Raw genomic sequence first — 25,167 nt, 5'->3', positions numbered from 1 at the left:
ATTTAAGCTTTTCTGTTTTATTTATATCCTATATATATAGTATTTATATAGTATGCGAGGCATTTAACTATAGCTATATATACTGGTTAGAGGCTATTACTTTTGCTTTATATACTGAGGGTTGACTAATGAGCGAATCTAGTATTAAAATTGAAAATGTGGTCGCATCCACCAAACTCGCTGAGGCGTTTGATTTAATTGTGATCGAAGCCGAGTTCGAAGGCGCTGAGTACAACAAGCAGAAGTTTCCGGGGCTCGTCTACAGGGTTTTGGACCCAAAAGCTGCTTTCCTGGTCTTTACTTCCGGAAAGGTTGTCTGCACAGGAGCAAAAAACGTTAAAGACGTGCACACAGTTATTGGCAATATGGCAAAAAAGCTGAACGGTATAGGGATTCCGACAATAGAAAACCCGCAGATTACTGTCCAGAATATAGTTGCCTCAGCAGACCTGCACACTATCCTTAACCTCAATGCAATTGCAATCGGACTTGGGCTTGAGAATATCGAATACGAACCCGAGCAGTTTCCGGGTCTTGTGTACAGGATCGATGTGCCCAAGGTAGTTGTCCTTATCTTCAGTTCCGGAAAACTGGTAGTTACAGGCGGGAAATCCCCTGAAGACTGTGAGAGGGGTGTAGAAGTAGTCCGTCAACAGCTCGACAACATGGGGCTTTTATAAGAACCCTCTTATTTTTTAATTTATTGTATCTATTTTAATCTGCTTCCTGTTGAAAGGACATGGATAGAATATTCAATATAAAAATGGATTCTGCGATGCGCGTAGAGGCTCCGGCAAAGGATATGTGTGAAACGTGAATAATGCAGATGTTTGCATCCTCATTCCTACCCTTAACGAAGTTGCAACGATAGGGGAACTCATTAATGATTTCAAGAAAGAAGGGTTTTCCAACATTCTGGTAATCGATGGAAACAGCAGGGACGGGACAGCGCAGGTTGCAGAGGCAGAAGGCGCAAGAGTTGTCTTGCAGACCGGAAAAGGTAAAGGTCAGGCAGTGATCCAGGCTTTCGAAGTTATAGAGAGCCCCTATGTATTAATGGTTGATGGAGATGGGACATATCTTGCAAGAGAAGCTACCTCTCTCCTTGAGCCCATTCTGGAAGGAAAAGTCGATCATGTTATAGGTAGTCGGCTGGAAAATTATTCTCCCGGGGCTTTTACAAAGCTTAACCTTGTGGGCAACCGCCTGATTAACATGTTTTTTGACCTTGCTTACGGGGTACAGTTAACAGACATTCTCTCAGGTTACCGTGCGTTTACTCTCGAGAGTGTGAGGGAACTTGAACTTAACAAGACCGGCTTTGAAATCGAAACCGAAATCTCTGTGGAATGCATCCTTAAAACACAGAGGGTTGAAGAAGTCCCGATTACTTACCTCCCCCGAAGTGAAAAAGGCGCAACCAAGCTAAACCCTATAAAAGACGGAATAAGAATCGGATCTACCATTTACAGGCTTGCAAAAGTGCATAACCCTATGTTTTATTTTGGGATTATAGGGTTTTCCTTTATTCTGTTAGGTCTGTTTACGGGAACTTTTGTGGTAGCCCAGTGGTTCCAGGGAATCACCCGAATCCCTCTTTCTATTCTCACGACACTGCTTATTATATTCGGTCTTCAGATGTTTATCTTCGGGATGATCAGTGACCTTATAGTAACTCTCCACAGGCAAACAGTCAGTTTAATCCAGGAGAAAAATAAGCAGAGAAAATAATAAGAAATATCTGTGTTTTCTGGTTGCTGCACATTTTTTAAGCATTATGCAGGATTTTCCTGTGTTTATTATTTCTCCGGGTCCTTTTTTTATCTCCTTCTTCATTCCCTTTTTTAAAGTTATCTTAATTAATCCTCTCCGAACTCAACTTTACTTGTCTATTACACCAAAGAACTTTATCCTCTTTATATAATAAACTTAATTTAATTATATTCTGTAATTTTTCGACATCTATAGACGTCCAAGTAAAGTAAAATTGATTAAAATTAAAGTTGATTTTGTAAATAATGTTAAATATAATTACTTTCCTTTTATGATCTAACTCACAATCCCTTTACTTATATCTTAATTTTGCATGATACTCTCACATAATAATGAAAACTTGAGGTACTAAATATGACAATCGTGGAAGATGCCAAAAATGGAACTATCACTGAAGAGATGAAGATTGTTGCAAAGGAAGAAGGCCTTGACCCTGAATTCATCCGCCGCGGGATCGCAGCCGGAAGAATCGTCATCCCCACTTCCCCCTACAGGGACGTTAAGCTCTGCGGACTTGGAGAAGGGCTCAGGACCAAAGTCAATGCCTCCATTGGTGTATCCTCAGACATCATGGATGTGGACATGGAAGTCCAAAAGGCAATGGCTGCCGAAAAAGCAGGAGCCGACACCCTCATGGAGCTTGGGACTGGCGGAGACTTCCTCGGGATCAGGAAAAGAGTCATTGACAGCATTTCACTTTCAGTCGGTTCAGTGCCTCTCTACCAGGGTTTCATTGAAGCCGCAAGGAAGTACGGTTCAATCGTGCACATGACTGAAGACGAGCTCTTCAATGCAACCGAAGCCCAGGCAAAGCTCGGAACCAACTTCATGGCAATCCACACCGGTGTCAACAACATTACTCTTGACAGGCTCAAAGCCCACGGCAGGTACGGCGGTCTCTGCTCCCGTGGTGGCGCCTTCATGAGTGCCTGGATGATGCACAACGAAAAAGAAAACCCTCTTTACGCTAACTTTGACTACCTTGTTGAGATCCTCAAGGAACACGAAGTAGTCCTCTCAACCGGAAACGGAATGCGCGCAGGAGCAATCCACGATGCAACCGACCGCGCCCAGATCCAGGAATTGATCATCAACACCGAACTCGGTCAGAAAGCCCACGATGCAGGCCTGCAGGTCATTATCGAAGGCCCAGGTCACATCCCCCTCGACCAGATCGAGACCAACGTTAAGATCATGAAGGAAATGAGCGGTCACAAGCCTTTCTATATGCTTGGTCCTCTCGCAACCGACATCGCCCCCGGCTACGACCACATCGTAACCGCAATCGGCGCATCCCTCGCTGCCTCCTACGGCTGTGACTTCCTCTGCTACGTGACCCCTGCAGAGCACCTTGCTCTCCCGAACCTCGAAGACGTGATAACCGGAGTCAAGACCTCCAGGATTGCAGCTCACATCGGAGACATGGTCAAGTACCCCGAAAGAGCAAGACAGTGGGACCTTGACATGGGCCGTGCCAGAAGAGACCTCGACTGGGAAAAGATGTACTCGCTTGCTCTTGACCCCGAACACGCAAGGAAAATCAGGAACGAAAGGGCACCCGAAGACACCGACGCATGCACAATGTGTGGAAACTACTGCGCCCTGAAAATCGTCAACCAGAACTACAACCTCGCAAAATAAGCAGGTACTGGTAAATTATATGAGTAAGGCCTTCGGGCTTTACTTATCTCACCTTTTTTAAACCGCTTTTTCGTGGTGTTGCTCTCACGCAGGCATTTTTATTTTTTTGTTTTCAATACTTTTTTCTTTTTCAATAATTTCTCCTTTTATTCAGGCATTTTTCATACTTTTTACAACTTCAGTTTTTTGTTTTTCGAGCAATTTAAATCGATAGATTTTTACATCATTATCTCAAAAATGTCAAAAGTTATTTTTCTCTAATTTATTAAAGTGTTGGGAAGTCTTCTCCCTAAATGTGGATGAATATTTTGAGATTCTGGCAAGGGTTGAGGTTTATATGAGACGAAAATCAGTTAAAGGGCTCATTGCTCTCGGAATAATAAAAGGGCTCATAACTATCGGAATATTACTGTTTTTTGCAGTTTTTTCAGAATGCAGTGCTTATGTGGAGGTAGTGAATTCTTCTGAAATCCTAAATGAGGAGTACACATTTGAAGAGCTTAATTCCGATGAGGTTACGACAGAATGGAACGAATCATATCTCTTCAGCAGCAGGGAAGATGCTCAGGAAGAGCTTGAGAGGCTGAAACAGAGGTCTGTGGAGATCAGCGAGACCTTCCGCCCGGAATTCGAGGAGCTTTCGGGGGCTTCCTTGCTGGACTATATTGAAACCGAAAAGGAGTTTTCAAGGTCTTTTGATGTTCTGTATATTTATGCATACACAGGGCTAAGTAAAAACGTAAATGATCAGTTCTTTTCATCCCTTCTTGCGAACGCTCAGGACCTGACTACTGAACACGGGAAATCCACCTCATTTGCCACGATAAAACTGACTTCACTCCCAAGTGAGGAATGGGAGCAGCTCTTTTCCGAGGAGCCAGGACTTGAAGAGTACCGACCATATTTCGAAGCTGTCTATATCAGGTTTGCAGAGCACAGGTCAGAAGATGAAGGACAGGCTGCATACCTTGCAGATCTCGGAAACCAGCGCATGAAACTCCAGACAGAGGCATTTTCACAGATTACGAATAACGTCACAAGGGCAGGGAATATAACCCTTGAGAATGGGGAAGAATATTCAGTCAACTCCCAGTCTTACTATACTCTGCTTTCAACGGACCCAAGCAGGGTCAACAGGGAAAAATGCTATGATCTGAGGTTTTACCACCTGATTGATGAATCGGACTCTATGGCGGCCCTATATTCTGAAAAATCCAGGCTTGACGACCTTGTCGCAAAGGAGTTGAACTATAATGACTCTTATGAAGCCTGCCTGTATGACCTTTATCTGACTGATTCTCAGGTTGATGAGATGAATTCTGTCTTCAAGGAACGAAAAGATATATTCGAAGGCTATAACGATTTCAGGAAAACAAAACTCGGGCTTGAAACCCTGAAACCCTATGACCTCTCGCTGGAGTTAACTGAAGAACCGGGAGAAGAGTATACTTATGTGGATGCTCTGAAAGGCGTCCAGAAGTCCTATGCCGGAATGGACCCTCGTTTTAACGATATCTTTCTGGAGATGGCTACAGGGAATTTCATAGATGTGTACCCTGATCCCGAAAATGGGAAGCAGCCCGGAGGTTACTGTTACGAACTCTGTGCCCTGCAGGCCCCAGCCCTGATTTTCATGAATTATAACGGCCTGATTTCGGACCAGAAGACCCTCACGCATGAACTGGGGCACGGGATTCATTTCTATCTGATGGGTAACTCCGTAAATTACCTATACTGCGTTGTTCCGGTCTACGAAATGGAGGTTCCATCCACTTTCAACGAAGAACTCTTTGTCGATTATGTGGTCGAAAACTCCGATCGTGATACTGCTGTTGCAGTGCTCTCCCAGCATGTAGGGGAGTACCAGAACTATTTCTCTTTCCAGCCCATGATCACGGAATTCGAACATCAGGCCCACCAGCTCTGCGCTGAAAACGGGAATGCCAGTGGGGCAGAACTCAATGCCCTCTGGACCACACTCTTTAAGGAATATGGGAGCGATTCCATCGAATACTATGCCGAAGACTCTGCGACATGGACTTACATCAATCACATTTACCTGACAAATAACTACTACACCTTCAACTACGCGGTTTCGAAAGCAATAACCCTCGCTCTTTTCAAGCAGTATAAGGAAGACCCGGAGACCTTTAATGAAAACTACATAGCTTACCTTTCAGCCGGCACAACGCTAACTCCCGAAGAAAAACTGAAAAAATACTTCGGGATTGAAATCAACAGGCAGCTCTTTGAAGATGCTATGGACGTCGTGGAGTTAAGAATTCGGCAGCTTGAGGTACTTGACAAAGGGTTGAAAGAGCCGAAATTCGAGTCTGCAGCAGAAAGCCTGAACCTCTATTCTGGTTCTTTCTGGTAGGCGTCCCCGGGAAAATAATCAACCGGAAGGCTCAATGAATTAGAAACTTTGGGGCGTTAGAGGACATCTGAGTATCCTCTGCCTTCAACTTTTTTTCTTTTTCAATGACTCTTTTCCTTTTTCAATAATTTCTCCTTTTATTCCAGGCGTTTTTTTCATACTTTTTGTGGTTTTTCGCTCCTGACAGTTTAATTTCGATAGATTTTTACATCTTCGTTTTAAGAATATCAAAAGTTGTTTTCCTATAATTTCTCAAAACGTTGGAAAGTTATCTTGCGAATATAAAATCCGTCAGAGCGCCTAATGTTTTAGATCTATCAGGGGTAGAGGTTTTATGAGACAAAAGTCAACTAAAGAGCTCATTGTTCTTGGAACACTTAAAGGGCTTATCACTCTTGGAATACTACTGTTTTTTACGGTTCTCTCGATATCTGGAGTTTCTGCAAAGGCAGAGAATTCTTCTGAAATCACGAGCGCTGAATATACATTTGAAGAGCTTAATTCCGATGAGGTTACGACGGAATGGGACGATTCCTATCTCTTCAGCAGCAGGGAAGATGCCTTAAAAGATCTCGAGGAGTTGAAGCAGAGGTCTGTGGAGATCAGCGAGACCTTCCGCCCGGAATTCGAGGAGCTTTCGGGGGCTGCCTTGCTGGACTACATTGAAACCGGAAAGGATCTTTCAAGGTCTTTTCGTGTCCTGTATGTTTATGCATATACAGGGCTCAGCAAAAACGTAAATGACCAGTTCTTTTCATCTCTTCTTGCGGACACCCAGGACCTGTTTACGGAACATGGGAAAGCCGTTGCATTTGCCACTGTAAAACTTACCTCACTTTCAACAGAAGAATGGGAGCAGCTCTTTTCCGAGGAGCCCGGACTTGAAGAATACCGACCCTATTTAGAAGCTGCCTATATCAGGTTTGCAGAACACAGGCCAGAGGACGAGGCCCAGGTCGCATACCTTGCAGATCTTGGAAACCAGCGCATGAAACTCCAGACAGAGGCATTTTCTAAGATTACAAATAACGTCACAAGGGCGGGGAATATAACCCTCAAGAACGGGGGAGAGTATTCAGTCAACTCCCAGTCTTACTCTACTCTGCTTTCAACGGACCCCAGCAGGGTCAACAGGGAAAAATGCTATGATCTGAGGTTTTACCACCTGATTGACGAATCGGATTCGATGGCTGCTCTCTATTCTGAAAAATCCAGGCTTGACGACCTTGCCGCAAAGGAGTTGAAATATACTGACTCTTATGAAGCCTGCCTTTACCGTCTTTATTTGACTGATTCTCAGGTTGATGAGATGAATTCTGTCTTCAAGGAACGAAAAGATATATTCGAAGGCTATAACGATTTCAGGAAAACAAAACTTGGGCTTGAAACCCTGAAACCCTATGACCTCTCGCTAGAGTTAACTGAAGAACCGGGAGAAGAGTATACTTATGTGGATGCTCTGAAAAGCATCCAGAAGTCATATGCCGGAATGGACCCCCGTTTTAACGATATCTTTCTGGAGATGGCTACAGGGAACTTCATAGATGTCTACCCTGACCCTGAAAATGGAAAACAGCCAGGTGGCTACTGCACTGACCTTTGCGCCCTGCAGGCCCCATCCATGATTTTCATGAACTATAACGGTCTGATCTCGGACCAGAAGGACCTCACACATGAACTGGGGCACGGGATTCATTTCTACCTTATGGGTCAGTCCGTGGATTACTTCTACTGTGGTGTTCCGGTCTACGAAATGGAGGTTCCATCTACTTTCAGTGAAGAGCTCTTTGTCGATTATGTGGTCGAAAACTCCGATCGTGATACTGCTGTTGCAGTGCTCTCCCAGCATGTAGGGGAGTACCAGAACTATTTCTCTTTCCAGCCCATGGTTACGGAATTCGAACATCAGGCCCATCAGCTCTGCGCTGAAAACGGGAATGCAAGTGGAGCAGAACTCAATGCCCTCTGGACCACACTCTTTAAGGAATACAGGAGTGACTCAGTGGGATATCGCGCTGAAGATTCTGCGGAATGGACTTACATCAACCACATTTACCTGACAAATAACTACTACACCTTCAACTATGCAGTTTCGAGAGCAATAACTCTCGCCCTCTTCAAGCAGTACAGGGAGGAACCGGAAACCTTTAATGAAAACTACATAGCCTACCTCTCTGCAGGCTCAACGCTGCCCCCCGAAGACAAACTGAAAAAATACTTCGGGATCGAAATCAACAGGCAGCTCTTTGAAGACGCAATGGACGTCGTGGAGTTGAGAATCCAGCAGCTAGAAGAGCTGGAAAAGGATAGGAATAGGCCGAAATTTGAGTCTGCCGCAGAAAGCCTGAACGTCTATTCGGGTTCTTCCTGGAAGGTTCCGGTGTGAGAATGATCGATCGGAAGTTGATGATCGGAAGTCGATGATCGGAAGTTGATCAGTTGGAAGGCTCAATGAATTAAAAATCATAGGGTGTTCGAGGACATTTAATTGTCCTCTCCCTCCAAATTCTTTTCTTTTCCGCTTAATTCTGCCACTCGAAATGTATTTTTTCGGCTTTTTGCACTACCCTGCGCTCTCACCGGTCGTGCCTGCACGACCGGCATTCTCCAGAAAAAATGATTCTTAGCCTATTACGAAGCAAAAAATTCATCCGTAAACACTGCGACTTCTGGCACCCGAATTCCGTGTCGGAATCACATCATATAATCAATTTTCAAAGAGTCGTGATGTACTTGCAGCAGCACGGAGCCCGTTTCGCTACGCTTAAGCGGGCAAACGAATTTTTATTGGCGAGAGGTGTTCAACTTTTTGAAGACGGCGAACTTTCGTGTATTTGCCAGTTCAGGAAAGATCCACTTTTAAGAGCTCGGTTTTCAATGGATTAAGCTTATTCTCTATAATATCCCAGACTATTTTGAGATTCACTCCTGAATAGTCATGGATCAGAACATTTCTCAAACCTACAATTTTTCTCCATTCAATGTCCGGATATTTTTCCCTTACATCAGGTGGAATACGGCCTGCAGCCTCTCCTATTATCTCAAGATTGCGCAAGACGGCATCAATCCGCATTTCATTATGAGAAAATTCTTCAAACGAAAGGTTTTCGACATACGCTTGAATCTTTTTAATGGAAACAAGAATGTCTTCGATAAAAACAGTATAATCTTCAGGCATATACTACTTCTCTCATGATGTTGTCTTTTAGCCGGGGCTTGATTGAGGATTCGATAACCAGGTCAACTTCCCTTTTGAAAAGGTCTTCAAGATAGAATTTAAGGTCCATATAATTATCAAAAGTGGTTTTTGTTTCATCAAATTCTACAAGTACGTCAATATCACTTCCGGCTTTTTCTTCCCCTCTAACAAAAGATCCGAATATGCCTATCCGTTTAACCCCGAATTTTTCTTTAATCAAAATTTCATGTTCTTTCAGTATTTGAAGAACGTCCATAGTTATTAGTTGGTTCCAAAGGTTATATTTTTGTTGCATCTCGCATTGGGTTTTACTGATTCTAATCTCATAACATTTGGACTTTTCATTATCTGATAACTAACTGTCATCTGCTAATAAGCAGGAAATAACCACCAGATTTTTTGCTGAAAGATACAAAATACCCTGGGAAATAAGGAATATTTATGGAAAAACGAGGAGAGAAAACAATGTATTATACAACATTCGAATCCCCAATCGGTCCCCTACTCCTTGCAGGAGATGAAGAAGGGCTGAAATATCTGAACATACGGAAGGGCAAAAAGAAAATCGAAGTTCCGGATGACTGGGTGGAAAATGAGGATTTTTTCAGCGAAATTTCCAGGCAGCTTGAAGCTTATTTTGCAGGGCAACTCAAGGCTTTTGAAGTGAAGCTGGCCCCTGAAGGTACCGAATTCCATAAATCTGTCTGGAGAGCTTTATGTGAAATTCCTTACGGGGAAACCCGAACTTACAAAGAGATCGCAATATCTGTTGGAAAGCCGAAGGCATATAGGGCTGTGGGGCTTGCAAATAACAGGAATCCCATTTCTATAATCGTGCCCTGCCACAGGGTCATCGGAACAAACGGGAAACTTACCGGCTATGCAAGCGGACTGGATGTAAAAGAGTTTTTATTAAGGCTTGAATGTGGTTACTGATAAATTTTGTTAAAAATATTACTAAATGCTAAAAAAGAACATATTAATAACATTAAGTGTCTAATTTTACCTATATTTGATTTATATGAAGTTCCTATACGTTTTGCAATCTTTTGTAAATTCAGAAAATTGCTGAATTAGTAGACAGAACGAAGGTTATGTGTTTCAATGCCTTGGTATAACCGGTGATATAATGGACAAAGCAATAGTTGTTGAAAATCTGTCTAAAAAATATGGCGATTTTGAAGCTGTGAAAAATATCTCTTTCAATATTCAAAAAGGGACGATTTTTGGACTTTTAGGTCCAAACGGGGCCGGAAAATCCACTACTATTAAGGTTCTCACCTGTCAATCTCCTCCTACTTCAGGTAATGCATACGTTGGTGGTTTCAATGTCCTGGCCGATTCGGCAGAAATAAAAAGGAAAATTGGCGTCGTTTTTGAGTCCCAGAACCTGTACGAAGAGCTATCGGTGTATGAAAACCTCAATTTTTTCCGCCGCCTTTACAGCTCTCCGAAAGACAAAATAAGTGAAGTACTGCAGTCCGTAGGCATGGAAACGCATCAGAAAGACAAAATAAAGACTCTTTCAAAAGGTATGAAACAGAAGATAATGATTGCTAGGGCCTTAATCAACGATCCCGATATTTTGTTTTTGGATGAGCCCGGGAGTGGATTAGATCCTCATTCGGCAAGGGAAATCAGGCAAATGATTCTTGATCTTAAAAGTCGGGGTAAAACAATCCTCATTACAACACATAATTTGGAGGAAGCGGACTTTTTATGTGACTATTTGGCTATCATACATAAAGGCTCTATAATAGCTATTGACACACCTGGAAATTTGAAAAAAAAGTATGGGGAAGATGTTCTCAGGATCGAGGCCGTGACAGGGGATATTTACGAATCGCCACTGAATACGAAAGCAAGCAGTGATATGTTTAAAAAACTCTCGGATGATAATCAAATATTCCTTGTACATTCAAAAGAGGCTACAATTGAAGACGTTTTTATAAAACTGACCGGGGAGAGGTTGACAGATGAATCTTAATGTTGTACTGGCTATTTTCAGGAAGGACTTAATATCATCGGTTAAAAGTAAAAACATATTGATAATATTACTAACTCCGGTTTTTTTGTCAATCCTTTTTAACACTACGGTCTCCTTGACTGATAACATTATAGTCCCCATTGCCGTGTATGACGGGGGATCCAGTGCCGATTTTGTTGAATATCTCCGCTCTACAGACAGTTATGACATAATCATTACAGGCTCTGCCGGTAAATCCGAAGAATTGCTTTACACTGAAAAAGTTGCGGCTATTGTGCTTGTTCCGGAAGGCTTCAGTGCCGATCTTGAAAATGGTTTCACTCCTTTTCTTAATATTACGGTCAACCCTTATGATGAAAAATCGGTTGTATTTTTACAAACTTACAAAGACGTAATTATGGGTTTTGCAGGGCAGGATTATCCGGTACACATTTCATTAAATACGCTCCCTGCAGGCTTACAGTCCCGGTTTAACATCCCGATATGGGTTATGTTTACGGTAATATTTGTTGGAATGATGGTTTTGCCCAATACGCTGACTACCGAAAAAGAGAAAAAAACTCTTGATGCAATACTTGTGTCACCGGCTTCGGAAAAAGATGTGATTTACGGCAAGTCCTTTTTTGGTTTATTCCTGACAATATTCATATCTCTGGTTATAATTTTTATTAATGGGGGTTTCGTTGGTAATTTCCTGACGGTCTTGTTTTTCATCGTCCTCGGTTCTACAGCGTTCACAGGTCTCGGGCTTCTGATTGCCAGCTATACCGACAATTATTCTTCGGCATCTCTGCTTTCTACTGTTTGCATGGCTCCCCTTATTTTACCGGCCCTGCTGGCTGATTTATCCCGAGAAATCGGGTATATCTCATATCTCGTACCGAGTACCTACATGTTTAACGGCATAAAAGGTGCCATGTTGAATAATTCTGGAATCTCCGATTTGTATCCTGAGCTTGGAGTCCTTGTTATATTTAATATTGCTGTGTATGTGCTGACAGCTCATGTTCTCAAGAAGAAAAGTTATATATGAACTTTTGATCGGGTTTTGCAGGAATGCTTTTGTAAAACTTGACTGAACAGGCTGTCTCAAAACTCAAACCATTTCTACAATTGGATTATGGGCAATGTCGACTTTAAATTCAGACAGGGCATTTTTCCGAAATTTAGATCCGAATTAACCTCATTGTAATATATTTTACCCCAATTGTAGAATCAAGTTTACTTTTTAGACAGCCTGTGAAGGGTGATTTTGTTTTGAATTTACTTATTTAGCATGCATTTATAAACTGTTTTCAAAAACAGCAATGCGACTATAAGATCGAATATTACCATAAGAGTAACCATTATTTCAGAAGTCCCTATTATCACTATAAGTCCCCATTTTATTATGATTTTATATCTATTTTAACCTAACTTCCGCCTTTTTAGGCGCATATATGCTTTTCCACAAATCGGTGAGGTCAGATGATTGCGGTTTAGATAATTTACATCGCATCTGATGCGCTTAAGTTTAAGCGCATGAGCCGGTATCAGGTGACATTTATGCGCTTAAAAATGCGGAACTAAGGCTTTAATACTTCTTGGAAAGATAAATTTGCAGGGGGAACCAGTATGGAGTTCAAAGACAAGATTGAGAACATTATCAAAGCAGCCGTCGCAAGTACTGGCACTGAAACTCGATATCGTGAACCTCTTTTCGGCTATGCTTCAGCCGACGACCCTATATTCAATGAAATTAAATAAATTATCGGTTCTCACCACCTGCACCCAAAAGAGATCTTCCCTGAAGCAAAAATCGTGGTGTCCTTTTTCCTTCCTTTTGAAAAGGAATTTGTGGAACTGAACTGGAAATCTCCGGGCCCGGTAAAGGAATGGATTCAGGCTAAAAGTCAACTCCCCGTCACTAAAGTGGCAGGCATGTAATAGTGCCCCGGTTGACCAGCCTTAGTCTTAATTGACTACGTTGGAAATGTCATGATACCTGCGAATGCTTCCTCAGTTTGTAGCTCTATCGTGTAACATTAAAAGTCCTGAGAGGTAGGGGCGGTGTGTTACACATAACAAGCATATCCAACATTGGCGAGAGGAGATACGAAAGTACGTTACCTGCGGAGGAAATTCGTTTCCAAAGCAGAGTGGAGAAATCCAAACACGAAAGGAATGCCAGAAAATTGACGGCATTCCTCTTATGACTAAAGTCAAAAGCATCCGGCCTTATTTTTTCGTGAAACTGACAGCCTGATCAGGGAAATAAATGAAAAACTCACTGTGGAGCTGGCGAAAGATGGGGTAAAGGCAGTTGCTCCTCTGATGGTTTTTGACCATGATAAATCCGGTTTCGATGTTGTCTGGTCCCACAAGAGTGCCGCCTATGCTGCGGGCCTGGGCACTTTCGGCGTCCACCACATGCTTATCACGAAAGCCGGGTGTGCAGGCCGCTTCGGCACTCTGCTGATCTCTGCCGATATCCCTCCTACCCCCCGCCCGACCGAGGAGTTTTGCCGCTACAAAAAGGGAGAAAAATGCCTTGTCTGTGTGGACAGGTGCCCTGTTTCCGCTCTCAGTATTAGAGGTTTTGATAAGGAAAAATGTTACAGACAGCTTAAGGAAAATGCTCGGGCTTTTCCCGAGCTTAATCAGTTTGCCTGCGGAAAATGTGCAACAGGGCCCTGTGCGTTGAAGTCTCGCTGAAACAGGGAACTTTTCTATTTTTCATATCTCGATTTCGCGATTTAATTACTTCATTTTTTTGAGAAAGACAGGGTCCAGTGCTGAATCTCAGCTCAGTTATTTATATTGCCGTTAACGGAGTTGAACCGTTATCTGAGGTATTTTGCGCTACATTTATCCGTAGATTAAGGTCTCTATAAGGCAGGCGGATATCCTCTTCAAGTACTTCTTTCTCGTCCTCGTTGTAGAGAGAAAATGCAAGTATCATATTCGTTCCCTCAAAGGGAGGGGTTATGGTTACTGCTTTTTCCCAGGTCTCGTTGTCCCCGAGGCTTATATACTGCTGATCAGGGGGTAAAGGCAGAGCCGTGTTTTCAAGTTTAATTTCCATTGTATAATTGACGGGTTTCTGCTCATGGTTTACAATTCCCACTATTACGGTCCCGTTCTCCCCAAGTACGTAATCTGTTGGATAGTTGTCAGCTTTCCCTTCGGGCCCGAGAATATAGAATTCGGTAAAAGGATCCTGTAAAGATTCCGCCATCAGTTCAGCATTCATTTTTTCTTCGCACCCGGATGCAAGAAGAGCCAGGCTTATGAGAATCGGTATGAATAATATTTTTGTATGTTTCATATTCTCCACGCTTCTTTTATTTACTTATATATTTCCCAATGTTGGACTGTATCTTCTCACATCTTAATATTATTTCTCAATCCACCATAGTGTAAAATATCAAAAAAGCCGAATAATATTCATGCCCATAATTTCCCTGACCACCGATTTTGGAGACCTCTACCCCGCTGCCATGAAAGCTGTTATCCTGGGTATTACCCCCGATGTACAGATTGTTGATGTAACCCATTCAATCCGACAGGCGGGAATCCGGGAAGGGGCTTTTGCCCTTTACTCCCTTGTCCCTTATTTTCCGGAAAAAACCGTGCATATCGGCGTTGTTGATCCCGGGGTCGGGACTTCCAGGCGCGCCCTTGCCGTAAAAGCAGGGACTGCTGGAAGTAAGCAGTTTTTCGTGGGCCCCGACAACGGGCTCCTGATCCCTGCCGCTCGCCGGCTGGGGGAGATGGAAGTCTATGAGGTTACAAACGGGGATTTGATGCTGAACTCGGGGATCTCGGCAAGCTTCCACGGCAGGGACATCTTTGCGCCTGTGGGGGCCCACCTCTCAAAAGGCCTCCCGATTGAAGAGGTCGGGCAGAAAGTTTCGGATTTCGTGGACCTCGATTTCGGATATTTTGGAGTTGACGGGCCTTTTCTTATGGGAAAAGTTGTTTTTGCGGACAGTTTTGGAAATGTGATAACGAATATCCCGGAAGATGCTGTTCTGAGGTTCTGCACTTTTGGTTCGAAGGTAGAGGTAAACGGCCGCAAAGTCCCTTTTGTCCAGACCTACGGCCTTGCCGGGAAGAAAGAGGCGCTTGCTCTTATCGGCAGCCACGGTTTTCTGGAAATTGCTGTAAACCAGGGAAGTGCCGAACTGCAGTTCGGGCTGAAGGGGGGAGACCCTGTTGCAATTAAAATTTTATAAGTAGCCTCTCCCTCAGGCGGGCGAATATTTATATAATATTCATAATACAAACTGCCCCTGAAGTATGAAATTAACTGACGTAAAAACGTACAAACTGGAATTTTTTTTCTTTTCTATTCTGGTTATTCTGAGCTATGCCGCTCTTTCCGGAAATGGTCCCGGAACCGGTACCGACAGTATGAATAATTACTTCTGGGTGCCTTCTGCGGTTATGCAGTCTATAGCTGCAGTATATGCTGTATTTATTGCTATTTTTGCCCTGTCCCTTCAGAGGAACCAGGACAGCATCCATTCGATTGCAAACCGGTTAAAGCCTCCTCTGAAAATTGTGTCCTACACGGCTGCAGGGAGCATATATCTCAATGGGCTGGTACTTATCATTTTCAGCTTATATTCTCCTTCGGAAGTGAAGATAAAGCTCATGCTTTTTACTTCTCTACTTTCATTAGTAGCATCCCTCGTCGCCATCGTTTATCTGTCCCTTGAAATGTTAAGTGAAGTTTCCGGGTTAAAAACTTCTTCCGAGAAATTTGCCCACCTCTCGAATCTCCTCCGGGAGCTTGAGGGTTGGGGCTCTTCAGGGCAGATGGAGCTCAGTGCCGGGGATACGGAGTTCTGCATCCAGGCCCTTGAAGACGAAAAACCGGAGGTCCGGCTGGTTGCGGCTCAGCTTCTGGGCCGGCTGGGGGATGAACAGGTAGCAGATGCGCTCTTAAGAAAACTGGCAGATAAAAACTCCCGGGTCAGGGAAGCTGCAGTTGAGGCTCTCGGTCGGGTAGGAGGCGAAAAAACCGTCGATGTGCTTGTTGAAAAGCTTGAAGCTAAAGATCCTAAATTCAGGCTGCATACTGTCCGGGCGCTTGCCAGGCTCGGAGATGAAAGGGCAGTTGAACCTCTTGTCAGAAGGCTGGACGATAAAGTCCTTGAGGTCAGGATCGCTGCAGTCGAAGCTCTGGGAGACCTAAAAAGCCGGAATGCTGTAGATGACCTGCTCAAAAAACTGGACGACATTCAGATAGGCGGCACTCCCGCAGAACTTCAAAAGTATGTCCTGATCGCTCTTGGAAAAATCGGGGATAAAAAAGCCCTTGATGTCATTCTCCCCAGATTGAATGACCCGTCTCCCGAGATTCGAAAGCATGCTGCTGAAGCCCTTGGAAACCTGGGGGACGAGCGCGCTGTCCCCTACCTGGTCAAAAAGCTGGCTGACCTCAGCCCGGAAGTAAGAAACGCTTCCGTATATGCTCTGGGGAAAAGCGGAGACAAACGTGCGGTTGAGCCTCTCATCGGAATGCTTGAAGAAACCGACCCCGAGCTCAGGATTACTGCCGTATACGCACTAGGAAATCTCAGAGCCCCGCAGGTTGTAAGCCCGCTTATCAAAATGCTGGATGACGATAATCCCTGGGTAAGAAAGGGTGCCGCATACTCCCTCGGAAAAAGCGGAGATAAAAGGGCAATCGAAGCCCTCCTCACAAAATTAAATGATATGGACCCTGAGGTCAGGAGAGTTGCAGCCGGAGCCCTTGGAATAATAAAAGATGGTTCAGATTTCAGGTAAGATCTGTGAGTGTCTCAGGTGGAAATTGCAGGACTTCCCTGATACTCTGAACCTTACGTGAACTGATACTTTTATGAACTGACACTCATGAATCTGATACTCATGAACCTTAAACTCAATATTTTTTCTTTCAAGACAGGCGCTTCTTTATTTCTTCAAATTCTTCTTCAGTAATTTCGCTCTTCTCATACCTTACCTTTGCAAGCTCAAGCTCAGACCTTTCTTCTTTCTGTGGTTCTTCTTTCTGTGGTTCTTCTTCCTGTAGCTCTTCTTCCTGTAGCTCTTCTTCCTGTAGCTCTTTTTCCTGCGGCTCTTCTTCCTGCGGCTCTTCTTCCTGCGGCTCTTCTTCCTGTGGCTTGTCTTTCTGTAAAAGCAACTTGATCATCACAATGGCACCCACAATTATGATAATCCAGGTTAGAATGAAGAGATATGAATCTCCTCCCATTCCAGAACCTTCCATTATTCCGTCTATCCTGCTCACTTCCATATTTTTATTTTACAATTTAAACTATACTGAACTATATTCTTCATTCGAGTATATTAGATATTTTTTTTAGTTCCGGAATCCTTGCCCCGATTTGAATATTTGGATGCTTTCTAACCTTCGGGGTGAGTGCCCATTAGTTAAAATTAACGGTAAAAATTCCGTCAAATTTAACGAGTGCTCAGAACCACTCATAATTTCCAATGCGCAAAATTCCTTCGCACAGAAATCAAAAAGAGTGCCGTGTGAAGGTGGAGAGGGTGTAAATATCAATTTACACTCCGTATGGTCATATGGAAATTTCAACAAATATTTATACCGCTTGCCAGTAAACGATTGAATAACGTTGACATTCTCCAGAATACATTGCTTAAAAAACTTATTCTCCGAATAAATTTGCGCGGAACCGTGTTCCGAAAATTGAACTAAAGGTGGGGCTAAATTCTTTTGGCAGGCGAGAAGTCGAAATTAGGGTCTTACTGTATATGGCGTGACACTGCAGCAGGAGAAGATTCACTCGGATTCCAACCTTACGTCGAGGCAGCTGGAACAACAACGCCAGGAATTACCGGACAAAGAGAATTCGAACCGCTGCCTCTGGTAGTGCTAAATGCTAATAATGCTGAGGTCTCGAAGGCGGTAGCGGTTTTTACAAAGCCCTTATTTTGTTTTTGTTTCGTGTTTTGCTTTTTGTGTTTTTTCTTGCTACATTCTATTCTCAGTCTTCAATTGTACCTCATGTCCATTAGTCAAAATCAACTACTAAATTATTAGTTAAATTTAAATATCGTCAAATCTAACTACATTATATGGCTGAAAAGGTGTTTGTGGTTGGAGGGGAAGTGGAGCCTCCGTACTTTATCGGAAGGGAGCGGGAGATTAAAAAGCTGACACTGGACATTCTGGAACAGGCCCAGAACAATGTGATCATAGGTCCGCGCAGAATCGGAAAAACTTCCCTGCTCGGAAACCTCAAAGCTGCAGTGGAAAAAGAGGTCATCTTTGTCCCGGTCAACTGCCGGGAAATGACAGGTCTTGCCGATTTTTTCGGGGTAACGGCTCAGGCCCTGGTTGAAGCCTATGAGGAAAAACACAGGATAAGGGGGCTTGCCCGGAAGTTTTCCGGAATTTTCAGGGATAAAATTACGGCAGCTTACGGGGCTCTCGCAGAAATAGGGGGCAGCATAGAACATGTGGGGAAGGTTTACCTCAGGTTCCGGGACAATGAACTGAAAGGAGAAGACCTGATAGCGGAAACGTTTGAGTTTATTGAAAGCTTCTCTCAAGAAAAAAAAGAGCCTGTATTGATAGCTTTTGACGAGTTCCAGGAACTCAGCCGGTTCAACGGCAGCATCTTCAATACGCTGAAAAGCCGGATGGACAGGCATCCGGAGGTCAGGTACATTTTCTCAGGTTCTTCCATATCCCTTTTGCATGAGATTTTCTTAAAGCCCGATTCCCCCCTCTACCTCATGTCCGCCAGAACCGAACTCAAACCTATAAATGAAGACGATGTTAAAAAATACATCCGGAGCCGGCTCGCAACAAGGCAGATCGAAATCTCGGAACAGGCTCTTGAAAAAATTCACGAGCTGACCGGAGGCTTCCCCTTTTATTTCCAGAAACTCGGCTTCCTGCTCTACCAGGATGCCTTCCTCGAAGAAAAGAACCGGGTCAGTTCTGAAGACGTAGATCTGGCTTTTTCCGCAATGCTCGACGAATTTGACAGTGAATACGAGGCCCGCTACATGGAAAAATTCAGTGAGCAGCAAAAAAAGATCCTTAAATACCTCTCAGCCGAAAAGCAAAGGCGTCTGAGCCAGATAGCTCAGGATCTGGACACACCTGCCTCCTCCCTTACCACCTCCATGCGGGACCTCTACAGCACAATGACGGTCAACAAACCGGAAGTGGGTCTTTATGAAATAACAGATAACGTGTTCAGGCTCTGGATTAAAAGGAACATCCTGGGACAGGTCCCGGAATGAGTAAATTCTATCAATTTTTTATCATCTGGCAGTAATGAAAGCGAACTGCCGTGAAATTTTGCATTTCATCCCGGAAAAGCCGTTTTCTTCTCAAACGTGACAAGACACATTTGATCTGGTATTCCGGTTACCCTGATTTTTATTACTACGGGAGTGCAGAGGGTCACGAATACCCTGTCCTTTACAGGCTGTCCGACAATTACCTTCAGTAATAAATGAATTCCTTCTTTTTTGATTTAAAGGTCTTATTTGCTTTCTTTTTAGCACTTTTTTATTACTACCAATAATTGTCGGACAGCCTGTTTAGGTTGGGGTGGCCGCACGCAGTTTGATTTACTAAAAAATTACATCTAATATCTTTAAAATAGCACCGCTAAATGCAGCTGGATATGGAATCAAACGATGAGAACTTAATTAATATTATATCTATTTAAATAATTAGCATTTAATATTATCTTTCTCTACACACTTCATAAAAATATTACTATTTATTATGTGTTGAAACTTAAAATCGAGTTTTTTTCGTTATTATGTGAATAATAATCTCTTTAAATGAATTTCGTGACATAAAATTTCATTAAATAAACTTTAAGCTATTTTAAACAATTTTTTTACAAAATAGGTCTTATTATCAAATATTATCGACAAATAAGGAATTTTGGAGAAAATAGTAAAACCATATTTATGGAACTTTTATTCTATCCATTTTATTTATGTCCTGTCTACATATACCTAATAATGGTCAAAGTTTAGATTTATTTATCTATAAATAAAGGCAGGTGATCAAAAAAATTTAAAAAACTAATTGCTTAGAGTATGATACATATACTCACATATAGGAATTTTAAAACATCAATCGTGTAATAGTGGACGACCTAAAAATTCGTTTCCTATGAAATTTATTCCTGACTCTCTATGAAATTAGGCTAATAATGGAGCTAAATTCCTTTGGCAGACGATAAGTCAAAATCTTCGTTTGAATGTTTAAATGACGTTTCGACGGATAAAGATAAACTTGGATTCAGTACTTACGTCGAGGCTATTGCAGAATTTCTTACAGACGAAGGTACGCACCCTCCAATTACTATTTCTATTGAGGGGCAATGGGGGTGCGGTAAATCTTCTTTCATGAAACAATTGAAAAAAAATATTAGAAATAGAAATATTTCTGAAATAAGTATAGATAAGTTCATTAAGGATCATTTCTTACGTATCAAAGAAATCATTCCTGATAAAGTAAGGTCGCTTATTGATTCTCTTAAACGTGGATCAAATAAAGTTAATGAAGATAAGCCACAGAATCCGTACTCATACACAAATAAATTAAGAACAATATTTAAATACACTTTTTCAAAAATCTTTTTAAACATAAAAAGAAAAAAATACTTTACAGTATGGTTCAATGCTTGGAGATATGAAAAAGAAGAGGAACTGTGGGCTTCGTTTGCACTTAAATGTATAGAAGATTTATCAAAAGAACTTCCTTGGCACTATAAAATAATTTCACAACTTAATTTAATTTGGCGAAGATATCGTATTAAATTTAATTACAGGCCAGTTATTCTTACTTATCTTTTATTGAGAACAATTTCTTTCATAATTATTTTCTTATTCTTATTTTTAGTAATTAGCTATATTTTGAAATTTTTTGGAATAAGTCCATCAAATGGTTTAAGAATACCCTTATTGAGTCCAGAAAAAATCGAAGAATTTTCGGGTATTATTACACTTTTAACTTCTTTTATAGTCGTTATAAACCACTTTTTCAGTAAAGAGCCGCTCACAGATCTCCTTACAGATCCTTTTGGTCTGAAAAAACTTGAATCAAATACTAATTATAAGGAACGTCTTCCTTTCCGAGAGCATTTTTATTCTGATTTTAATGAAATAATTAAATCATATGTTGGAAATTCGAAAGTTTATGTTTTTATTGATGATCTTGACCGTACCGAAATTCCAAAGGCAGCGGAACTGATGCAGGCAATTAACCTCCTGGTTTCTGGGGACTCCAAGGACTCCAAGGACTCCAAGGACTCCAAAGTTTATTTTTTCATAGGAATGGATAGAAAAATTATCTCTGCAGGGCTCGCGGCTAAATATGAAAAAGTTCTCGACTACCTGGGTATGGAAATACTTGAATACGGTTCTAACTTTCTTGAAAAATTCATCCAACTTCCGTTTAAAGTGCCTAGTCCAACTGATTTTTTAGAACTTTTAATATCAACCAATGAAAATGGAACTCCTTTAAATACATCTGAACCTGTGGATAAATCAAGTATATCTGAAGATTTTACCCCTAATAAATCTGCTGAAGAAAACAGTAAATCCTCGCAGAACGAAAATCAAATACAAAAAATAGGAACCGACGACCAAAATACTTTTGGAACAGAGTCAAGTAAGCAGGAAATCCAGAACGATAAAGATTGTGTAGAAGAGTCTAAAACGTTAAAACTGATTCTGAAAATGGTTTCTCCTGCTTTGGATAATAATCCTCGCCAGATTAAGCGTTTCTTTAATCAGTTTCGTTTTCAGAAAACTATAGGAAAAAGAATTGGTCTTTTTTCTTATGATGAGGGTAAAGATCCCAAACAGATGTGGAACTGTAAAAAACTTGCAAAATTTGTAGCAATAAGCATAAAGTGGCCTGATATTATTTATGATTTGAGTTTAGACATAACACTTATTAAACGGTTACAAAAACACGCGTTGGGCTCGGAAAAAGAAATCAAAAAGCCGGAAGAAGACCAAAACTTGGAGAAGTGGGTGGTAAAAGAAAAGTTGATGATGCTATTGAGGTACGGTTTGGAAGGAGGTAATACTTCTAAGGAAGCCGAATATACCCTTTCAGGTCTTGATTTTAGCAAATTATTGGATATTTCACCTGAAGTCACGTCTTCTGTTTCGTCATATGATGTTATAAGAAACATGGAATTTGTTTTGATCCATGCGGGTGAGTTCATGATGGGGTCTCACGATGATGAAGTAAGTAGATTTGATGATGAAATCCCTATTCATAAGGTAACGATTAAAACCCCTTTCTACCTTGGTAAATACCCGGTTACTCAGAAACAGTGGATTGCTTTAATGGGTAATAATCCTTCGGATTCTAAAGGTGATAACCTGCCTGTAGAATCTGTTTCCTTGGATGATGTTCAGGAGTTTATCAAGGAATTAAATAATGTGGGAGGCGCTAATAAGTACCGTCTGCCCTCCGAAGCTGAATGGGAGTATGCGTGTCGTGCCGGAACAGCTACTAGGTATTCGTTTGACAGCGACGAAACAACAACTGGGGACTCTTTTCATAGTGATGAATCTAAACTTGTGGATTATGGTTGGTGCAATAAAAATTCAGGTGATAAAATTCATCCAGTTGGCCAGAAGAAACAGAACCCATGGGGTCTTTACGATATGCATGGGAATGTCTGGGAATGGGTTCAGGACAGATGGCATGATAATTACGAGGGTGCTCCTTCTGATGGTAGTGTTTGGGAAAAGGGAAATAGTCCCAACCGTGTGATCAGGGGCGGTAGCTGGATCAACGACTCTAGGGGTTGCCGATCGGCTGACCGCCTCTGGTGCCTCCCTGGCGACCGCCGCAACAACGTTGGCTTTCGTCTTCTGAGGGAATTGTAATAACTTTTGACTTTACCACTTTAAGCCCGAAGGCCCAAAGCGTGCGAAGCTGCCGGATCTAAAATGTTGAATATTCTATATTTAAAAATTAGTCGTGTTTGTTCAGTCATCGATGTTTTTTAGCGGTCGTTTGAAATAATTATCCTTCGGCATTTCAACTTCAGCTTTCACATCCACTCATAACACATCAAAACTTCCGGGTTAAACTCCTGCATCAGGCTATTTTCCGTATACCCGAAAAAGAGGCAGCCTTCGCAATTCTGCACAATTTCTTTCCTGTGCTTTGCAGAATCTTCCCAGACCTTTTCAAACCCGTCCTTCATAACGTTTCCGAGGGGCTCGCGCTGCACACGGCAGGTCTCGGCAGTCCCGTCATGCGTGACATTGATGATAACGCTGCTTGCCCTGCATTTATAATCCATTTTTTCATCCCTTACCATTTTAAGGTAGGTTTTGGAGTTAATAATGGGGTAACCCTGTATCTTCATCTCAATTATGCGGTCAACCGTGCTGCGGAATTTTTCTTTGTCGCGGATTCCTATTTCGCTCCAGATCTCTTCGCTGATTCCGGGAAACTCGTGTACAGGCTCAAATGAAATTTTTACGCCCAGTTTTTTTGCAAGCAAAATCAGGGTTTCAATGTCATCCAGATTTTTTCCTGTGAGTACGCAGTTTAGCAGGATTGGATTTTTCTGTTTCTGGTGTTTCCGGACCTCAATAGCCTTTCTCAAGCCTTTCAGCAGGGTTTCAAAATCCAGCTTCCGGATTTCTTTATAGCTCTTAATCCCGTCTACTGAAACCGAAAGGTAATCCACATCTTCAAGTTCTTCTACTCTTTCGTAGAGCAGCTTTCCGTTTGTGACCATGGATGTGACCATCCCGAGTTCCTTTGCGTGAGCCATTATCAGGGGCAGGTCCTTTCTGAGAAGGGGTTCGGTCGTCCAGGCATTGTAAACTCCGATCCCGAATTTTTTTGCATCATCGAGCAGCCTGAAAACCTCATCTCTTGCGGGTTCTTGTCCGGTCTCTTTCCAGTATTCGCAGAACTTGCAGCGCATATTGCAGCTGGCATTTACGCCGTGAGAGAGGACAAAAGGGCGCTTTTTAATCCTTATCTGCCAGAGGGCTTTTGAAGCAAGGAAGGGGTCAAATCGGGACATATAGATCTCTTTCTGTTTTTAACAACAGCAGTTTTTCCATTCAAGATTAATTTGCTCTATCCATGAGCTTTTTTATTATAACTTTTTTGTAAGAGAGCTGAATAGCTGGGGAGCTAAAGAGATAAAAATGTTTCAGAGAAAACAAGAAAATAATCTCTTATTGGTCAGAAGCATAATCTCGAAAGTTAGTATGGAAAAACAGCTCGGAGAAGTAACCTTTAAAAATAACTGAGCATTGAATATCTAAACGGGAAGCAGTTAACTTTAACAAATCTGAAATAAGGGGTCATTTATTAGAAATATGAATTCTGGTTTTCAAAACGGTTATTTTAAAAAACACTAAAAATAATTATAAAGTTTGCAAAACCAAAAAAAGAATGCCCGCCCTGAGGGCGAGCTATGAGTATTGAAATCACCCGAAGAGGGCGCCGAGACCGGCCATTCCATCTTCTTCGGAGGTGTCTTCTTCCTCTTCTTCCTCAACAGCAGCTTCTGCTGCTGCAGGGGCTGCTGCTGCGGCTGGAGCTGCTGCGGCGGGGGCTGCGAATGCGGCCTTTGCGATTGCTTCTTCGATGTCCACGCCGTCAAGGGCTGCGACAAGGGCTTTTGCCCTGGCTTCGTTTACTTCGACACCAGCTGCCTGAAGAACGGCAGTGATTGCTTCTTCGGAAATTGCTTTACCTGCGTTGTGCAATAAGAGAGCTGCATATATGTATTCCATCGTTGATCACCTAATTTTTTATTATCGTAAATTGTAAATCGTAAATCTGTTTATCCAAAAAGGGCACCGAGTCCGGCCATTCCATCTTCTTCGGAGTGGTCATCTTCTTCCTCTTCAGGTTCTTCTTCCTTCTTTACTTCTGCTGCTGCTGCCGGAGCTACTGCTGCGGCTGCGCTTGCGGCTGCTCCGAGAACTTCCCTCAGATTTTCATCCACAGCATTTGCGTCCTTATCTGCAGCTTTGGATGCAACAGAGGTCATCTGGACATGTGCTTTTGCCAGCAGGGCGTCCATGACTCCCGGTTCAAGGATAACAGCATTGACACCAAGGTTCTTTGATTCTGCATAGGCTTTTGCCAGCAGGGTGCCGATTGTTGCGCTTGTCGGGTATGCAGTGTTGACTGAGAGATTGAAAGCGTTCTGA

General features: G+C 42.4%; 20 protein-coding genes and 1 pseudogene. 14 read left to right on the top strand and 7 right to left on the bottom strand.

The features are described 5' to 3' along the window. Positions 1-128 precede the first annotated feature (128 nt). The 5 genes from PHF18_RS15830 to PHF18_RS15810 all read left to right on the top strand — a co-directional run bounded on the left by PHF18_RS15830 (position 129) and on the right by PHF18_RS15810 (position 8,177). Positions 129-680, top strand: a complete 552-nt coding sequence (locus PHF18_RS15830) for a TATA-box-binding protein (protein WP_300104500.1) — start codon at positions 129-131, stop codon at positions 678-680. A gap of 133 nt (positions 681-813) precedes the next feature. Continuing rightward, a complete protein-coding gene (aglJ, locus tag PHF18_RS15825; protein ID WP_300104498.1) occupies positions 814-1,731 on the top strand; it encodes an S-layer glycoprotein N-glycosyltransferase AglJ in 918 nt (305 codons plus the stop codon). Positions 1,732-2,127: 396 nt separating this feature from the next. Further along, complete coding sequence (thiC, locus tag PHF18_RS15820) at positions 2,128-3,414, top strand: phosphomethylpyrimidine synthase ThiC (protein ID WP_300104497.1); 1,287 nt, start codon at positions 2,128-2,130, stop codon at positions 3,412-3,414. 337 nt (positions 3,415-3,751) lie between these two features. Then, positions 3,752-5,791 carry a M3 family oligoendopeptidase gene (locus PHF18_RS15815; protein WP_300104495.1) on the top strand — a complete coding sequence of 680 codons (2,040 nt, stop codon included), beginning with the start codon at positions 3,752-3,754 and terminating at the stop codon, positions 5,789-5,791. Between the two features lie 334 nt (positions 5,792-6,125). Further along, positions 6,126-8,177 carry a M3 family oligoendopeptidase gene (locus tag PHF18_RS15810; protein WP_300104494.1) on the top strand — a complete coding sequence of 684 codons (2,052 nt, stop codon included), beginning with the start codon at positions 6,126-6,128 and terminating at the stop codon, positions 8,175-8,177. Positions 8,178-8,633: 456 nt separating this feature from the next. On the opposite strand, the gene PHF18_RS15805 is transcribed toward PHF18_RS15810, so the two are convergent. Together PHF18_RS15805 and PHF18_RS15800 are read right to left on the bottom strand one after the other, a co-directional pair. Continuing rightward, positions 8,634-8,969 carry a DUF86 domain-containing protein gene (locus tag PHF18_RS15805; RefSeq protein WP_300104492.1) on the bottom strand — a complete coding sequence of 112 codons (336 nt, stop codon included), beginning with the start codon at positions 8,967-8,969 and terminating at the stop codon, positions 8,634-8,636. After that, entirely contained in the window at positions 8,962-9,246 is a 285-nt protein-coding gene (locus tag PHF18_RS15800; protein ID WP_048048109.1) for a nucleotidyltransferase family protein, read from the bottom strand. The genes PHF18_RS15805 and PHF18_RS15800 overlap by 8 nt, the downstream gene beginning before the upstream one ends. Positions 9,247-9,455: 209 nt before the next feature. Between PHF18_RS15800 and PHF18_RS15795 the strand changes: the two genes are divergently transcribed. The 5 genes from PHF18_RS15795 to PHF18_RS15775 all read left to right on the top strand — a co-directional run bounded on the left by PHF18_RS15795 (position 9,456) and on the right by PHF18_RS15775 (position 13,671). Then, on the top strand, positions 9,456-9,926 hold the full coding sequence (locus tag PHF18_RS15795) for a methylated-DNA--[protein]-cysteine S-methyltransferase (RefSeq protein ID WP_300104489.1): 471 nt from the start codon (positions 9,456-9,458) through the stop codon (positions 9,924-9,926). 193 nt (positions 9,927-10,119) lie between these two features. Then, the gene (locus tag PHF18_RS15790) at positions 10,120-10,977 is read left to right on the top strand and encodes an ABC transporter ATP-binding protein (RefSeq protein WP_300104487.1); all 858 of its coding nucleotides are present in this window, start codon (positions 10,120-10,122) and stop codon (positions 10,975-10,977) included. Further along, a complete protein-coding gene (locus tag PHF18_RS15785) occupies positions 10,967-12,010 on the top strand; it encodes an ABC transporter permease (RefSeq protein ID WP_048128104.1) in 1,044 nt (347 codons plus the stop codon). Before PHF18_RS15790 ends, PHF18_RS15785 begins: the two co-directional genes overlap by 11 nt. A gap of 581 nt (positions 12,011-12,591) precedes the next feature. Further along, positions 12,592-12,723 carry a hypothetical protein gene (locus PHF18_RS15780; protein WP_269746366.1) on the top strand — a complete coding sequence of 44 codons (132 nt, stop codon included), beginning with the start codon at positions 12,592-12,594 and terminating at the stop codon, positions 12,721-12,723. Positions 12,724-13,248: 525 nt separating this feature from the next. Next, on the top strand, positions 13,249-13,671 hold the full coding sequence (locus PHF18_RS15775; RefSeq protein ID WP_300104483.1) for a hypothetical protein: 423 nt from the start codon (positions 13,249-13,251) through the stop codon (positions 13,669-13,671). A gap of 100 nt (positions 13,672-13,771) precedes the next feature. Here PHF18_RS15775 and PHF18_RS15770 read toward each other — a convergent pair whose 3' ends face one another. After that, entirely contained in the window at positions 13,772-14,284 is a 513-nt protein-coding gene (locus PHF18_RS15770) for a DUF1616 domain-containing protein (RefSeq protein ID WP_300104482.1), read from the bottom strand. 121 nt (positions 14,285-14,405) lie between these two features. Here PHF18_RS15770 and PHF18_RS15765 point away from each other — a divergent pair, with 121 nt between their 5' ends. Together PHF18_RS15765 and PHF18_RS15760 are read left to right on the top strand one after the other, a co-directional pair. Next, on the top strand, positions 14,406-15,194 hold the full coding sequence (locus PHF18_RS15765) for an S-adenosyl-l-methionine hydroxide adenosyltransferase family protein (RefSeq protein ID WP_300104480.1): 789 nt from the start codon (positions 14,406-14,408) through the stop codon (positions 15,192-15,194). A 64-nt stretch (positions 15,195-15,258) separates the two neighbouring features. Beyond that, positions 15,259-16,755, top strand: coding sequence for a HEAT repeat domain-containing protein (locus PHF18_RS15760; protein WP_300104479.1), 1,497 nt, complete (start codon positions 15,259-15,261; stop codon positions 16,753-16,755). Between the two features lie 130 nt (positions 16,756-16,885). Here the strand turns inward: PHF18_RS15760 and PHF18_RS15755 are convergent, their stop codons facing one another. Then, entirely contained in the window at positions 16,886-17,245 is a 360-nt protein-coding gene (locus tag PHF18_RS15755) for a hypothetical protein (RefSeq protein WP_300104478.1), read from the bottom strand. An 806-nt stretch (positions 17,246-18,051) separates the two neighbouring features. On the opposite strand from PHF18_RS15755, the gene PHF18_RS15750 reads away from it, so the two are divergent. Continuing rightward, a complete protein-coding gene (locus PHF18_RS15750; RefSeq protein WP_300104476.1) occupies positions 18,052-19,230 on the top strand; it encodes an ATP-binding protein in 1,179 nt (392 codons plus the stop codon). A gap of 948 nt (positions 19,231-20,178) precedes the next feature. Beyond that, positions 20,179-22,863, top strand: a complete 2,685-nt coding sequence (locus PHF18_RS15745) for an SUMF1/EgtB/PvdO family nonheme iron enzyme (protein WP_300104474.1) — start codon at positions 20,179-20,181, stop codon at positions 22,861-22,863. A 167-nt stretch (positions 22,864-23,030) separates the two neighbouring features. Here the strand turns inward: PHF18_RS15745 and PHF18_RS15740 are convergent, their stop codons facing one another. From PHF18_RS15740 to rplP0, 3 genes and pseudogenes are all read right to left on the bottom strand, one after another. Next, on the bottom strand, positions 23,031-24,023 hold the full coding sequence (locus tag PHF18_RS15740) for a radical SAM protein (protein WP_300104472.1): 993 nt from the start codon (positions 24,021-24,023) through the stop codon (positions 23,031-23,033). Between the two features lie 412 nt (positions 24,024-24,435). Next, positions 24,436-24,744, bottom strand: coding sequence for a 50S ribosomal protein P1 (gene rpl12p / locus PHF18_RS15735; protein WP_048048125.1), 309 nt, complete (start codon positions 24,742-24,744; stop codon positions 24,436-24,438). Between the two features lie 50 nt (positions 24,745-24,794). After that, positions 24,795-25,167: pseudogene (gene rplP0, locus PHF18_RS15730) on the bottom strand (50S ribosomal protein L10); the annotation flags it as partial.

The organism is Methanosarcina sp. (assembly GCF_028693135.1).
Taxonomy (GTDB): Archaea; Halobacteriota; Methanosarcinia; order Methanosarcinales; family Methanosarcinaceae; genus Methanosarcina.
Note: the sequence above shows the minus strand (reverse complement) of the source record. Positions and strands in the feature narration are given on the sequence as shown.

Coding starts and splice junctions, on each gene's coding strand:
- PHF18_RS15830 (WP_300104500.1), top strand. CDS start 129: ATGAGCGAATCTAGTATTAAAATTGAAAATGTGGTCGCATCCACCAAA.
- thiC (WP_300104497.1), top strand. CDS start 2,128: ATGACAATCGTGGAAGATGCCAAAAATGGAACTATCACTGAAGAGATG.
- PHF18_RS15815 (WP_300104495.1), top strand. CDS start 3,752: ATGAGACGAAAATCAGTTAAAGGGCTCATTGCTCTCGGAATAATAAAA.
- PHF18_RS15810 (WP_300104494.1), top strand. CDS start 6,126: ATGAGACAAAAGTCAACTAAAGAGCTCATTGTTCTTGGAACACTTAAA.
- PHF18_RS15805 (WP_300104492.1), bottom strand. CDS start 8,969: ATGCCTGAAGATTATACTGTTTTTATCGAAGACATTCTTGTTTCCATT.
- PHF18_RS15800 (WP_048048109.1), bottom strand. CDS start 9,246: ATGGACGTTCTTCAAATACTGAAAGAACATGAAATTTTGATTAAAGAA.
- PHF18_RS15795 (WP_300104489.1), top strand. CDS start 9,456: ATGTATTATACAACATTCGAATCCCCAATCGGTCCCCTACTCCTTGCA.
- PHF18_RS15790 (WP_300104487.1), top strand. CDS start 10,120: ATGGACAAAGCAATAGTTGTTGAAAATCTGTCTAAAAAATATGGCGAT.
- PHF18_RS15785 (WP_048128104.1), top strand. CDS start 10,967: ATGAATCTTAATGTTGTACTGGCTATTTTCAGGAAGGACTTAATATCA.
- PHF18_RS15780 (WP_269746366.1), top strand. CDS start 12,592: ATGGAGTTCAAAGACAAGATTGAGAACATTATCAAAGCAGCCGTCGCA.
- PHF18_RS15770 (WP_300104482.1), bottom strand. CDS start 14,284: ATGAAACATACAAAAATATTATTCATACCGATTCTCATAAGCCTGGCT.
- PHF18_RS15765 (WP_300104480.1), top strand. CDS start 14,406: ATGCCCATAATTTCCCTGACCACCGATTTTGGAGACCTCTACCCCGCT.
- PHF18_RS15760 (WP_300104479.1), top strand. CDS start 15,259: ATGAAATTAACTGACGTAAAAACGTACAAACTGGAATTTTTTTTCTTT.
- PHF18_RS15755 (WP_300104478.1), bottom strand. CDS start 17,245: ATGGAAGTGAGCAGGATAGACGGAATAATGGAAGGTTCTGGAATGGGA.
- PHF18_RS15750 (WP_300104476.1), top strand. CDS start 18,052: ATGGCTGAAAAGGTGTTTGTGGTTGGAGGGGAAGTGGAGCCTCCGTAC.
- PHF18_RS15740 (WP_300104472.1), bottom strand. CDS start 24,023: ATGTCCCGATTTGACCCCTTCCTTGCTTCAAAAGCCCTCTGGCAGATA.
- rpl12p (WP_048048125.1), bottom strand. CDS start 24,744: ATGGAATACATATATGCAGCTCTCTTATTGCACAACGCAGGTAAAGCA.